Annotated in this window: 10 protein-coding genes; 3 read left to right on the top strand and 7 right to left on the bottom strand. The window is 73.7% G+C overall.

Annotation, left to right across the window (positions count from 1 at the left end):
* Positions 1–35: 35 nt before the first annotated feature.
* The 3 genes from OG338_RS14220 (at position 36) to OG338_RS14230 (ending at position 4,292) form a co-directional block, all read left to right on the top strand.
* Positions 36–803: an ABC transporter ATP-binding protein gene (locus OG338_RS14220; protein ID WP_405937693.1), complete on the top strand. Its 768-nt coding sequence runs from the start codon at positions 36–38 to the stop codon at positions 801–803.
* Positions 800–3,652, top strand: coding sequence for an FtsX-like permease family protein (locus OG338_RS14225; protein WP_405937694.1), 2,853 nt, complete (start codon positions 800–802; stop codon positions 3,650–3,652). Before OG338_RS14220 ends, OG338_RS14225 begins: the two co-directional genes overlap by 4 nt.
* Positions 3,653–3,746: 94 nt before the next feature.
* Entirely contained in the window at positions 3,747–4,292 is a 546-nt protein-coding gene (locus tag OG338_RS14230) for a bacterial proteasome activator family protein (protein WP_073966598.1), read from the top strand.
* A 65-nt stretch (positions 4,293–4,357) separates the two neighbouring features.
* On the opposite strand, the gene OG338_RS14235 is transcribed toward OG338_RS14230, so the two are convergent.
* The 7 genes from OG338_RS14235 to pdhA form a co-directional block, all read right to left on the bottom strand.
* Positions 4,358–5,347, bottom strand: a complete 990-nt coding sequence (locus tag OG338_RS14235) for an NAD(P)H-quinone oxidoreductase (RefSeq protein ID WP_405937695.1) — start codon at positions 5,345–5,347, stop codon at positions 4,358–4,360.
* A 32-nt stretch (positions 5,348–5,379) separates the two neighbouring features.
* Positions 5,380–6,453, bottom strand: coding sequence for a TrkA family potassium uptake protein (locus tag OG338_RS14240; protein ID WP_018101946.1), 1,074 nt, complete (start codon positions 6,451–6,453; stop codon positions 5,380–5,382).
* A gap of 20 nt (positions 6,454–6,473) precedes the next feature.
* Positions 6,474–8,321, bottom strand: coding sequence for a molybdopterin-binding protein (locus OG338_RS14245; protein WP_405937696.1), 1,848 nt, complete (start codon positions 8,319–8,321; stop codon positions 6,474–6,476).
* 17 nt (positions 8,322–8,338) lie between these two features.
* Positions 8,339–9,187 (bottom strand): NTP transferase domain-containing protein, encoded by an 849-nt coding sequence (locus OG338_RS14250; RefSeq protein WP_405937697.1) that lies wholly within the window; start codon positions 9,185–9,187, stop codon positions 8,339–8,341.
* A gap of 81 nt (positions 9,188–9,268) precedes the next feature.
* On the bottom strand, positions 9,269–10,681 hold the full coding sequence (locus OG338_RS14255) for a dihydrolipoamide acetyltransferase family protein (protein ID WP_405937698.1): 1,413 nt from the start codon (positions 10,679–10,681) through the stop codon (positions 9,269–9,271).
* Positions 10,681–11,712, bottom strand: coding sequence for an alpha-ketoacid dehydrogenase subunit beta (locus tag OG338_RS14260; RefSeq protein WP_405937699.1), 1,032 nt, complete (start codon positions 11,710–11,712; stop codon positions 10,681–10,683). Before OG338_RS14260 ends, OG338_RS14255 begins: the two co-directional genes overlap by 1 nt.
* On the bottom strand, positions 11,709–12,872 hold the full coding sequence (gene pdhA, locus OG338_RS14265) for a pyruvate dehydrogenase (acetyl-transferring) E1 component subunit alpha (protein WP_405937700.1): 1,164 nt from the start codon (positions 12,870–12,872) through the stop codon (positions 11,709–11,711). The genes OG338_RS14260 and pdhA overlap by 4 nt, the downstream gene beginning before the upstream one ends.
* Positions 12,873–12,982 lie beyond the last annotated feature (110 nt).

Below are 12,982 nucleotides of genomic sequence, written 5' to 3' on the forward strand. Positions count from 1 at the left end.
GGCGCCCGCTCCATCCACCGTTCCGAGAGGGAACCATGTCCCTGCACGTCCCGTCTCCGTCCGCCCCGCCCCTGCCGGTGGACGCGCCGGTGCTCGAACTCCGCTCGCTCACCCGCACCCACGGCACCGGCATCGCCGAGGTGCAGGCGCTGCGCGGCATCAGCCTGTCGGTGCACGCCGGTGAGCTCGTCGCCGTCATGGGCCCGTCCGGCTCCGGCAAGTCCACCCTGCTCACCCTCGCCGGCGGTCTCGACACCGCGAGCGGCGGCCAGGTGATCATCGAGGGCCAGGACATCTCCACGCTCGGCCGCAAGGGCCTCGCCGCCCTGCGCCGCCGCAGCGTCGGCTATGTCTTCCAGGACTACAACCTGATCCCCGCCCTGACCGCCGCCGAGAACATCGCCCTGCCCCGCGAGCTCGACGGCGTCTCGGTCCGCAAGGCCCGCAAGGAGGCCCGCGCCGCGCTGGAGGAGATGAAGCTCCTGGAGATCGCGGACCGCTTCCCGGACGAGATGTCCGGCGGCCAGCAGCAGCGCGTCGCCATCGCCCGCGCACTGGTGGGCGACCGGCGCCTGGTCCTCGCCGACGAGCCGACCGGGGCGCTCGACTCGGAGACCGGCGAGACCGTCCTCGCGCTCCTGCGCAACCGCTGCGACCAGGGCGCGGCCGGGGTGATGGTCACGCACGAACCGCGTTACGCGGCCTGGGCGGACCGGGTCGTCTTCCTGCGGGACGGTTCGATCGTGGACCAGACGCTGACGGCCGACGCCGATTCGCTGCTGGCCGCCGGGGGAGCCGAGTGAGCCTCTTCACGGGGTGGCGCGCCGCCCTCCGGATAGCCCGCCGCGACGCCCTGCGGGCCAAGGGCCGCAGCGCCCTGGTGGTCGCGATGATCGCGCTGCCGGTCCTCGGGGTGACGGCCGCCGACATCACGTACCGCAGCGCGGAGCTGAGCCCGGCCGAGCATCTGACGGCCCGGATCGGGGCGGCCGACGCGATGTACAGCGACGTCGGCCTGGGCCCGATCCAGCAGATGCCCGACGGCGGCATGTACGACAGGGCGGGCGGCAAGGAGCCCTCCGAGGAGCCGAAGCCGATCGACATGCGCACCGTGCTCCCGAAGGGCGTACGGGCGATCACCGAGCAGTCCGTGTCCGCGACCGTCACCACCTCGTACGGCATCGCGAGCACCGAGATCACCGAGTTCAGGACGTCGGACCGGATGGCCCGGGGGCGGATCGACCTGGTCGGGGGCGCGTTCCCGCGTGGCACGGGCGAGCTGGTGGCCACCGAGGCGTTCCTGAAGTCGTCGGGCCTGCATGTGGGCTCCGACGTCACGGTGACGACGTCCGGCAAGAAGTACCGGATCACCGGCGCGGTCGAGCTGCCCGCCGACCTGGACGCGAAGGCGCTGTACGCGGAACCGGGCGCGGTCATCGCCCCCTGGGCGGCGCTGGCCGGGCGCGACAAGAAGGTGCCCGCGCCGCAGCCCGGCGAGACGCGGTGGCTGGTCGAGGGGGCCGGGGACGCCGGGATCGGCTGGCCGGACGTGCTGGCCGCCAACAAGGCCGGTGCCCTCGTCAACTCCCGGCAGGTCTTCGAGAACCCGCCGCCCGACTCCGAGATCCCGCTGCTCCGGTCGAACCCGCAGTACGCCGCCGACCGCGTCTACGAGGACAGCGAGACCAGCGCCGCCCTGATCACCGTGGTCGCGATGGCGCTCCTGGAGGTCGTGCTGCTGGCCGGGCCCGCGTTCGCCGTCGGCGCCCGCCGCTCCCGGCGCCAGCTGGGCCTGCTCGGCACCTGCGGCGGCGACCGGAGCCAGGTCCGGGCCGTGGTCCTCGGGGGCGGTCTCGTCCTCGGCGGTGTCGGCGCGGTCGCCGGTGTGGTGACCGGTCTGGTGCTGACGGTGGTGTTCCGGCCGATGATCGAGGGCTGGGCCGGTCACCGCTTCGGCTCCCTCGCACTGCACCCCGCCGAGCTGCTGGTCATCGCCGTGCTCGGGCTGGTCACCGGCCTGCTGGCGGCGTTCGCCCCGGCGATCGTGGCCGGCCGGCAGTCCGTGCTGGAGTCGCTGACCGGCCGGCGCGGGGTGCGCCGCGGCTCCCGGGTGCTGCCGATCACCGGCGGCTGCGTGCTCGCGCTCGGTGTGCTCATCGCCGTGTACGGGGGCACCAGCGGCAATTCCACCCTGGTCGCCGGCGGCTCGGTCGTCGCCGAACTGGGCCTGCTGGCCTGTATCCCGGTGATCGTCGGGCTGCTGGGCCGGCTCGGGCGCAGGCTGCCGCTGTCGCCCCGGATGGCGCTGCGGGACGCGGCCCGCAACCGGGGCCGTACCGCTCCGGCGGTGGCCGCCGTGATGGCCGCGGTCGCGGGCTCCGTCGCCATCGCGACGTACATGTCCAGCAGCCTGGCCGAGTCCGACTACCGCTATATGCCGATGCTGACCAAGGGCACGATCGCCCTGACGGCCGGCGACCCCGAGTCCGCGGAGCGGCTTCCGGCGGCCCGCGCCGCCGTCGAGCACGACATGGCGGTGACCGGCCGCCGGGCCGACATCTCCCGGGTCTGGGCGGGCAGCGACTGCAACGTCTACTACGAGGACGAGAACGGCTGCGGCTCCCTCTCGCTGGTCAAGCCGGCCGGCAAGGGCCACACCTGCCCGCTCGACTCCAAGGGCGCCAAGGAGCTGGCCGCGCGGCTCTCCGCCGACGAGCACCGCGCGATGATGCGGACCCCCGCCTGCGTGGACGTCCACAATTCCGCCGGGTCCTTCAGCTACGACTCCGACAACATCGTCATCGGTGACGCGGCGCTGCTCGACACATACGTGAAGCTGGACGACCCGGCGGCGGCCGCCGCGCTGAAGGCCGGCACCCCGGTGCTGCTCAACGAGGCGTACGCGGAGAACGGCGAGGTCACCCTGAAGGCCGTCCACACGTACAACGCCAAGGACAAGAAGAACCGCGAGCTGCACCCCGGGCCCGCCCGGAAGACGACGGACCGGCTGAAGGTGTACATCGCGAAGGCCGAGTACGCCACGACGCCCGGCATCCGCATGATCCTCCCGCAGCGGACCGCCGAACGCCTCGGCCTGCACACGCAGCCGCTCGGCAGTGTGTACGCCGTCGGCCACGAGCCCACGGACGCGGAGAACCAGCGGGTCACCGCGGCCATCGACCAGGCCGGGGGCGGTGTCTGGGTGCAGACCAACTCCGGGCCCAACGACCGGGGCAGCACCATCCTGCTGATCCTCACCCTGTTCGCCGGGGTGGTGACGGTGGGCGCCGCCGCGATCACGACCGGTCTGGCCAAGGCGGACGCGGAAGCCGACCTCACCACGCTCAGCGCGGTCGGCGCGCCCCCGCGCGTGCGGCGGTCGCTCTCCGGATTCCAGTGCCTGGTGGTGGCGCTGACCGGGGTGCTGCTGGGGACGGCGGCGGGTCTGGTGCCCGCGGTGGCGCTGCGGCTGGTCGATCTGCGCGCGGCGATGGAGTACATGCGGCAGGAGCCCATGGAGTCCGCGTACACGCCGATCGTGCTGCCCTGGGCGACCATCGCCCTGCTGGCCGTGGCGGTCCCGCTGCTGGCGGGCGGCCTCGCGGCACTCTTCACCCGCTCCCGGGTGGCCCTGGCGAGGCGGGCCGGGTAGACGGCTGCGCCGATCGGTGCCCCCGGGTGCGGTGGATCAACCGTTTCCGGGGGCACCACAGTGTTGAGCACCGTGTGTGCGAGACAATGGCGGCATGGAGATGCCGAGGAATGAACGGTCGCAGGAGCACCCCCAGGTCCTCGTAGTGGGGCAGGACGGAATGGCGATCGGCGGCGGTGGCACGGACGACGAGTCGCGGGAGGTCCCGGTGACGGAGATGGTCGAGCAGCCCGCGAAGGTCATGCGGATCGGCAGCATGATCAAGCAGCTCCTGGAGGAGGTCAGGGCCGCTCCTCTCGACGAGGCGAGCCGGGTCCGGCTCAAGGAGATCCACGCCGGTTCCGTCAAGGAGCTGGAGGACGGTCTCGCGCCGGAACTGGTGGAGGAACTGGAGCGGCTGTCCCTGCCGTTCACCGAGGACTCGGTCCCGTCCGAGGCGGAGCTGAGGATCGCCCAGGCCCAGCTGGTGGGCTGGCTGGAGGGCCTTTTCCACGGCATCCAGACCGCGCTGTTCGCCCAGCAGATGGCGGCCCGCGCCCAGCTGGAGCAGATGCGCCGCGCCCTGCCGCCCGGCAGTGGCCCGGAGGAGGACGGCGGCATCGACCCGCACGGCCCGGTCCGCTCGGGGCCGTACCTGTAAACCGACCACGTACGGAAGGGGCCCGGCACATCGCTGTGTGCCGGGCCCCTTCCGTACGCGTGTGATCAGGCGGTCGTCGGCGGCTGGAGCAGCACCTTGCCGATGTGGGTGCTGGACTCCATGACGCGATGGCCCTCGGCCGCGTCCCGCATCGGCACCGTGCGGTCGACCACCGGCCGCACGACGCCCTCCTCGATGAGCGGCCAGACGTGCTCGCGGACCGCCGCGACGATCGCCGCCTTCTCGGCGAGCGGGCGCCCGCGCAGCGAGGTCGCCATGACGGCCGCCCGCTTGTTGAGCAGCATGCCGAGGTTCAGTTCGCCCTTGGCGCCGCCCTGGAGCCCGATGATCGCGAGCCGGCCGTTGACGGCGAGCGCCTGCACGTTCCGGTCGACGTACTTCGCGCCCATGATGTCCAGGATGACGTCCGCGCCCGCCCCGGCCGTGGTCTCGCGGATCTCCTCCACGAAGTCCTGCTCGTGGTAGTCGATCAGGATGTCCGCGCCCAGCTCCGCGCAGCGCGCCAGCTTGTCGGGGCTGCCGGCCGTCACGGCGACCCGTGCGCCGACGGCCTTGGCGAGCTGGATCGCCATCGTGCCGATGCCGCTGGACCCGCCGTGCACCAACAGGGTCTCGGCGGGCCGGAGGTGGGCCACCATGAACACGTTGGACCAGACCGTTGCCGTCACCTCGGGCAGCGCCGCGGCCCGCACGAGGTCCAGCCCCTTCGGTACGGGGAGGAGCTGGCCCGCCGGGACGGCGACCTTCTCCGCGTAACCGCCGCCCGCGAGGAGCGCGCACACCTCGTCGCCCACGGCCCAGCCGTTGACCCCGGGCCCGAGGGCCGAGACGCGGCCGGAGCACTCAAGACCCGGGTAGGGGGACGCTCCCGGCGGCGGGTCGTAGAAGCCCTGGCGCTGAAGCACATCGGCCCGGTTGACCGCACTGGCCGCGACATCGACGAGGACCTCGCCCTCGCCGGGGACGGGATCGGGCACCTCGGCCCACACGAGCGCCTCGGGGCCACCGGGTTCGGGGATCGTGATCGCATGCATGGCCGCGAGGCTACTCCGTGGGCGGGGCGGTCTCAGGAACGCGGGATGCCCTGGTGCGGCGGGTAGCTGGGCGGCTCGTTCGAGGCGCGGACGATGGTGATCAGGCGGTCCGTCAGCTGCAAGGGGCTCGCCGCCGGGTCGTCGTAACCGAGGAGCCGATGGCCCCGCAGCACGTTGACGACGAGGTCGTCGGTCTCCCGCACGCTCTTGCCGACCTCGCTCTTTATGACCGGACGTTCGACCAGGTCGAGGCCGCTGCCCTGCTGGATGAGGTCTTCCATGACCGTGCCCGCGCTGGGGCTGAGCACGGAGAGGCCGAGCAGCCGGCCCGCCGCACTGGCGCTGGTGATGACGGCATCCGCACCGGACTGCCGCAGCAGCGGGGCGTTCTCCTCCTCGCGGACCGCGGCCACGATCTTCGCGCCCCGGTTGAGCTGGCGGGCGGTCAGCGCGACCAGCACCGCGGTGTCGTCGCGCTGGGTGGCGATGATGACCTGACGGGCCTTCTGGAGCTCGGCCCGCAGCAGCACATCGCTGCGCGTGGCGTCCCCGATGACACCGGTGAAGCCCTCGGCAGTGGCGATCTCGATCACCTTGGACTGCGGGTCCACGATGACGATCTGTTCCTTGCTCAGCCCGGTGGCGCACAGGGTCTGGATGGCCGATCGGCCCTTCGTGCCGAACCCGACGACGACAGTGTGGTCACGCAAGTTGGTTCTCCAACGCTTCAGCCGGAAGTCCTCCCGGGTCCGCTCCGTGAGGACCTCAAGGGTGGTACCGACCAGGATGATGAGGAAGAGCACGCGCAGCGGTGTCACGAGCACCACATTGATGAGACGGGCGCCGTCGCTGTACGGGGTGATGTCGCCGTATCCCGTGGTGGAGAGGGTGACCGTCGCGTAGTACACCGAGTCCAGCAGGTCGACCTTGCCATCGGCCGCGTCGTGGTAGCCGACCCGGTCGATCCAGACGATGAACACGGTGATGGCCAGCACCATCAGAGCCATCATCAGCCGCTTGGCGACCTGGCGCGCCGGCCCGTCCACGACCCGGCGCGGAAGCATCACACGGGTGGGGACGACCTGTTCGTCCGCCCGCCTGGCCATCGCGTCTTGGCCGGGAAGTTTCACGTGAAACACCCTTCAGTCCACGGCATCGCCGTGGCCCACGGTAGATCGAGGATCTCCACCTCGGTGCCGGACCGTACCCCGCCCGGCTCCACGACGGCCAACCCGTCCGCGGCGGCGATCCCGCGCAGCATGGCGGGGCCGTTGTAGTGCAGGGGTACGACATGCTCCGCCCCGCCCGCGTTACCGGGTTCTCCGGCCGCCCGGTGGACGACGGGCACCAGCCGGGTGTCGCACGGATGCCCGTGCACATCGTCGCGCACGGCCGCCCGGTAGGGATCATCGGGGGTGCGGCCGGCCAGTCCGGCGAGGACCGGCCCGGCCAGGGTGAGCAGTCCGGAGGCGGCGGCCAGGGGGTTGCCGGGTAGCCCGACGAGCCAGGGCCCGTCGTCGGGGAGCCGGGCCAGCAGCATCGGATGGCCGGGACGCACGGCGACCCCGTCGACCAGCAGCTCGGCCCCGATCAGGTCGAGGACGCGGTGGACATGGTCGACGGGCCCGGCGGCGGTGCCACCGGTCGTGATGATCAGGTCGGCCCCGGAGCCGGTGACCGCCTTCCGCAGGGCCTCCGCGTCGTCGCCGATGCGCTGCGGTGGTGTGACCTCGGCGCCCAGCGCGTGCACCCAGGGCCCGATCATGGGGCCCAGCGCATCGCGGATCAGCCCGTCGTGCGGCAGCCCGGCGGTGAGCAGTTCGTCGCCGAGCACCAGGACGTCGACGCGCGGCCGGGCGCGGACGGGCAGCTCGTCGTACCCGGCGGCCGCGGCGAGTCCGAGGACGGCGGGCGTGACGACCGTGCCGGCGGGAAGCAGGCTCTCCCCGGACCGGCACTCCTGGCCGCGCGGCCGGATGTCCTGCCCCTGGCTCACGGACCGCTGCGCGTACAGCACCCCCTTGGCCTCGTCGGCCTGGGCGTGCTCGCTGCGGATGACGGCGGTGACATCGGCGGGGATACGGGCGCCGGTGGCGATCCGCACGGCCTCCCCGTCGGGCAGCGGGGCGGGCGCGCCGTGCCCGGCGAGGATGCCACCGCCGTCCTGGATGTGCCAGGGCCCGGGCCCGGCGACGGCCCACCCGTCCATGGCCGAGGTATCGAAGGACGGCAGATCGGTGAGCGCCACCAGCTCCTCCCCCAGGACCCGCCCCAGCACCCTGCCGAGCCCGAGCCACTCGGTACGCACGACACCGCGCCGTCCGACCCGGGCGGCGATGCCCCGGGCCACGGACCAGGAGACCGCCGCGTGCCGGTGAGCGCGGGACCGGGGGCCGGGCTGGTCCCCGGCGGGGGAGGCGCCGGGCTGGGAGAACGATGCGTCGGAACCGCGACTTCCCGGCCGGCCCGTACGGCCGGCGCCGCTCAGCGGTCCGCCACCGGGCCCGGGCTCCGACGACGCGGCGGTGCGGCCGTCCGGCGCACCGGGGCGACGGGGGGCGTCGCCCGCCTGCGCGGCGGGCGCGTCGTGGCCGTGGCCTTCTGACGGGTCGATGCGGCCGGCGGGGCCGGCTCCGGGGCCAGCGGTCTTCGGTGCGGCGGGATGGGCGCCGCGCTCACCGGGGGCCGGGGCGTCCGCCCAGTCGTTGTGGAGGCTGGTGAGCCAGTCGGACGGCGAGGGGGAGTGCCGGCCGCTCGGCGGGGCGGTGAAGACGGGCTCGGGCGGGGGCGCGGACTCCGCGTCGCGGGGCGACCGCCCGTTCACGAGGGCCAGGACCTGGGCGACGGCCCGCTCCTCGTCGGCCCGCGCCTCCGCCTCGGCGACGGCGCGCGCCCCGGCTGCGGCGCGAGGGCCGCCCTCGGCGCGATGCCCGTCCGCGGAAGCCGCGTTGCCGCCGCAGCCTTCCGGCTTCACGGGCCCCCCGGCCCCCGTCACGGTGTCTCGTTCTCGTCCGCCCACCGGAGCGCGAGCGCGGCCGCCTTGCGGGCGGCCTCCGCCACGGCCTCGGGCCCTCCGCCGTCGCCGCTCGCCTTCGCCGCCGCGTATCCGACGAGGAAGGTCGTCAGGGGCGCGGCGGGCCGGGCGACGCCATGGGCGGCGTCACGGGCGAGGTCGAGCAGGAGGCCGGTGTCGACGTCGAGGTCGATGCCGAGTTCTTCCTTGACTGCGGTGATCCATTCGTCCAGCACGGACCCATGTTCTCTGATCCGGGCCCGGGCCGAAGCGATGTCCTCCCAGGTGTCGCAGTCGAACGAGGCGAGAGGGTCCGCCGTCACCCGGCACAGCGTCAGCTCCTGGGTGAGCAGCCTCAGCGGCAGCCCGCCCAGGCCCCCGTGCTCGGCGGCGAGGCAGGCCAGTTCGCGCCGGAGCGGTTCGCCCCGGTAGACGGCGACGAGCGGCTGGTCGCGCCCGCCCTCGTCGGAGCACAGGGCACCCTCGGCGCCGCCCCGCTCCGAGGCGGTCAGCAGGGCCGCCACCGTATCGGCGCCCAGGAACGGCAGGTCGGCGGAGAGCACGAGCACCCGCTCCGCCGAGGTGTGCCGCACCCCGGCGCCCAGCGCGGCCAACGGGCCGCCGCCGGCCGGGGCTTCGCGCGCCCAGGTCACCACCCGCGCGGTGGGCCGCCGGTCCCCCACCACCACGGTGGTCCCGGCGTCGGGGCAGGCGGCGAGGACCCGGTCGAGGAGCGGACGGCCGCCCACCCGCACGGCCGGCTTGTCGGCACCGCCCAGCCGTTTGGCGGCCCCTCCGGCGAGAACAATGGCGTCGTACGCGGTCATGGCCCGAGTATGCGGGCCCGGCCGGACCCCTGGTAGGCCGACCGGTTCCCGGTGGGACAAGCCCGCACGCCAGAAGACCTCCTACACGCTCCGGAGCAGCAGGGCCGGCTGCTCCACGCAGTCCGCCACGTACCGCAGGAAGCCACCGGCGGTGCCGCCGTCGCAGACCCGGTGATCGAAGGTCAGGGAGAGCTGGACGACCTGACGCACGGCGAGCCGGCCCTCGTACACCCACGGCTTGGGGACGATCCGGCCGACGCCCAGCATCGCGGCCTCGGGGTGGTTGATGATCGGCGTCGAGCCGTCGACCCCGAAGACCCCGTAGTTGTTGAGCGTGAACGTGCCGCCGGTCAGGTCGGCCGGTGTCAGCCTGCCCGTTCTGGCCGCCTCGGTCAGCCGGGCGATCTCGGCGCCGATCGACTCCGTGGTGCGGGTGTGGGCGTCCCGCACGACGGGGACGACCAGGCCCCGGTCGGTCTGCGCCGCGAACCCGAGGTGGACCTGCGGCAGCCGGACGATCTCGCGCGCCTCCTGGTCCACCGTGGAGTTCAGCTCCGGGTAGCGGGCCAGGGCCGCCGTGCAGATACGGGCGAGTAGGGCGAGCACCGACACCTTGGCCGCCCCGGCCCCGGAGGCGCCGTTCATCGCGGCGCGCGCGGCCATCAGCTCGGTCGCATCGGCGTCGACCCAGCAGGTGGCGTCGGGGATCTCCCGCCGGCTGCGCGCCAGCTTGTCGGCGACCGCTCCCCGTACCCCGCGCAGCGCGACCCGCTCACCGGCGGGGGAGGCGGCAGCGGCGGGCTCCGGAACGGGCGCCTCGGCGGCCGACCGGATCGCGGACTCGACGTCGGCGCGCAGGATCAGCCCATCGGGCCCCGACCCGGCAAGCCGGCGCAGATCCAGATCATGCTGCCGCGCGAGCCTACGAACCAGCGGCGACACAACAGCGACCGGCCCGAACGCGGCATCGGTGACAGGGGCCGGGGCTGATGCCTGAACCTGGCCCGGGCCAGGGGCCGGGGACAGTGCCGGGGCCGGCGCCTGAACCCGGGCCCGCGCCAGGGCCGTGCCCGCGGCCTCAACGGGCGCCGCGGGCACGGCGGCGGCCGCCGCCTTCAGCCCCTCCGGCCGGACCCGCCGGCGCCGCACCGGCGGCGCCCCGGTCCCGTACCCCACGAGCACGTTCCCGGACCCGGAATCCTCCGTACCGGAATCCTCGTCCACTCCGCCCCCGGCGGATTCCACGGGCGATCCGACGGCCACCGTCAGCAGCGGCGCCCCCACCGGAAGCTCGGCGCCCTCGTCGCCGAAGCGGGCGGTCACCACACCCCCGTACGGGCAGGGCACCTCCACCATCGCCTTGGCCGTCTCGACCTCGACCACCGGCTGGTCGATGGCGACGACGTCCCCGACCTCCACCAGCCAGCGCACAACCTCCGCCTCGGTCAGCCCCTCGCCGAGATCCGGAAGTCTGAACTCAAGAACCTGGGCCATCAGTTGTCCGCCTCCCACTGGAGCCGCGCGACGGCGTCGAGGACCCGGTCCACACCGGGCAGGTGGTGCCGCTCCTGCATCGGCGGCGGATACGGAATGTCGAAACCGGCGACCCGCAGCACCGGCGCCTCCAGGTGGTGGAAGCACTGCTCGGTGATCCGGGCCGCGATCTCGCCGCCGGGCCCGCCGAAGCCGGTGGACTCGTGGACCACGACCGCGCGCCCGGTGCGGCGGACGGAGGCGGCGACGGTCTCGTCGTCGAACGGCACCAGCGAGCGCAGGTCGACCACTTCGAGGTCCCAGCCCTCTTCGACCGCAGCCTGCGCGGCCTCCATGCAGACCGGCAGGGACGGACCGTAGGTGATCAGCGTCGCGCTGCGGCCGGGGCGGCGCACGACGGCGCGGCCGATGGGCTCCACGGCGGTGGGGTGCTCCGGCGACCAGCCGGCCTTCGACCAGTACAGCCGCTTCGGCTCCAGGAAGACCACGGGGTCGTCCGAGGCGATCGAGGCCCGCAGCAGCCCGTACGCGTCCTCGACCGTGGCCGGGGTGACGACATGGAGACCGGGGGTCGCCATGTAGTACGCCTCCGAGGAGTCGCTGTGGTGCTCGACGCCCCCGATGCCGCCGCCGTACGGCACCCGCACGGTGATCGGGAGCGGCATCGCGCCCCCGGTCCGGTTCCGCATCTTGGCGACATGGCTGATGAGCTGCTCGAACGCCGGGTAAGCGAACGCGTCGAACTGCATCTCGACCACGGGCCGCAGCCCGTACATCGCCATGCCGACCGCGGCCCCGAGGATGCCCGCCTCAGCGAGCGGGGTGTCCGTGCAGCGCTCGTCGCCGAACTCCTTCGCCAGGCCGTCGGTGATCCGGAAGACCCCGCCGAGCGTCCCGACGTCCTCCCCGAGGACATGCACCGTGGGGTCCTCGGCCATCGAGTCGCGCAGCGCGCGCCCCAGTGCCTGCGCCATGGTGGCGGGCTTGGCCTTCGCCGTCCGCTCCCCGGCCGTCACCGCTGCCGTGGTCATCGCGCCGTTCCCCCGTCTTCCGTGCCGTGCTGGTCGTTCTCCGCGGCCAGCTCCTGGCGCAGCCGGGCCGCCTGCTCCCGCAGCTGCGTCGTCTGCTCCGCGTACACATGGGTGAAGAGGTCCATCGGATCGAGCACCGGGTCCGCGTTCATCCGGTCCCGGAGCGCCGCCGCCATCCGCTCGGCGGCCGCCCGCGCCTCTTCCACCCCCGCGTCGTCGAGCAGGCCGCGCCCGGTCAGCTCGCGCTCCATGAGCTGGACGGGATCGTGGTCCCGCCACGCCTCGACCTCGCTGTCGCCGCGGTAGCGGGTCGCGTCATCGGCGTTCGTATGGGCGTCCATGCGGTACGTGACCGCCTCGACCAGGGTCGGACCGCCACCGCTCCTGGCCCGGGCGACCGCCTCGGAGAGCACCTGATGCACCGCGGCCGCGTCGTTTCCGTCGACCAGCCGGCCGGGCATGCCGTACCCCACGGCCTTGTGGGCCAGGGACGGCGCCGCCGTCTGCTTGGCCAGCGGTACGGAGATGGCGAAGCCGTTGTTCTGCACGAGGAAGACCACCGGGGCCTTCCAGACCGCCGCGAAATTCAGCGCCTCGTGGAAATCGCCCTCGCTGGTGCCGCCGTCTCCGACCATCGCCAGCGCGACCACGTCGTCGCCCTTCAGCCGCGCCGCGTGAGCCAGGCCCACGGCATGCGGCAACTGGGTGGCGAGCGGGGTGCAGAGCGGGGCGATGCGGTGCGTACGCGGGTCGTAGCCGGTGTGCCGGTCACCTCGCAGCAGCGTCAGCGCCTCGACCGGGTCAAGGCCCCGGGCCACCGCCGCGAGCGTGTCGCGGTAGCTGGGGAAGAGCCAGTCCCGCTCCTCCAGGACCAGGGCGGCCGCGATCTCGCACGCCTCCTGGCCCGTGCTCGACGGGTAGACGGCCAGCCGGCCCTGCTTCGTCAGGGCCGTCGCCTGCGCGTTGTACCGCCGCCCGCGCACCAGCTCCGCGTAGAGCCGCCGCAGCAGCTCGGGGTCGGCGTCGGCCACCGCGTCCGTACCGAGGACCCGGTACGGCTCCGGGTCCGGGAGCAGCGGCGCGGGATCGGTCAGCGGCTTCCAGGCCGGGGGCGGCGTGGGCCGGTAGGCGGCCGCACCGGGCAGCTCTTGGACCGTCATGACAGGCACCTCCGAGCATCGAGGGGTGTCGACATATGGTGATATATCGAAAACAGCGTGAGGCACAGGTGTGGCGCGCCTCACCTACCGATTGTTCGGTCGCGAGCGCA

It is taken from the genome of Streptomyces sp. NBC_00726 (genome assembly GCF_045161735.1).
Lineage (GTDB): Bacteria > Actinomycetota > Actinomycetes > Streptomycetales > Streptomycetaceae > Streptomyces.

Bases quoted from the DNA above. Each gene is read 5' to 3' on its own strand.
- OG338_RS14220 (WP_405937693.1), top strand. From the start codon at position 36: ATGTCCCTGCACGTCCCGTCTCCGTCCGCCCCGCCCCTGCCGGTGGAC.
- OG338_RS14230 (WP_073966598.1), top strand. From the start codon at position 3,747: ATGGAGATGCCGAGGAATGAACGGTCGCAGGAGCACCCCCAGGTCCTC.
- OG338_RS14235 (WP_405937695.1), bottom strand. From the start codon at position 5,347: ATGCATGCGATCACGATCCCCGAACCCGGTGGCCCCGAGGCGCTCGTG.
- OG338_RS14240 (WP_018101946.1), bottom strand. From the start codon at position 6,453: ATGGCCAGGCGGGCGGACGAACAGGTCGTCCCCACCCGTGTGATGCTT.
- OG338_RS14250 (WP_405937697.1), bottom strand. From the start codon at position 9,187: ATGACCGCGTACGACGCCATTGTTCTCGCCGGAGGGGCCGCCAAACGG.
- OG338_RS14255 (WP_405937698.1), bottom strand. From the start codon at position 10,681: ATGGCCCAGGTTCTTGAGTTCAGACTTCCGGATCTCGGCGAGGGGCTG.
- OG338_RS14260 (WP_405937699.1), bottom strand. From the start codon at position 11,712: ATGACCACGGCAGCGGTGACGGCCGGGGAGCGGACGGCGAAGGCCAAG.
- pdhA (WP_405937700.1), bottom strand. From the start codon at position 12,872: ATGACGGTCCAAGAGCTGCCCGGTGCGGCCGCCTACCGGCCCACGCCG.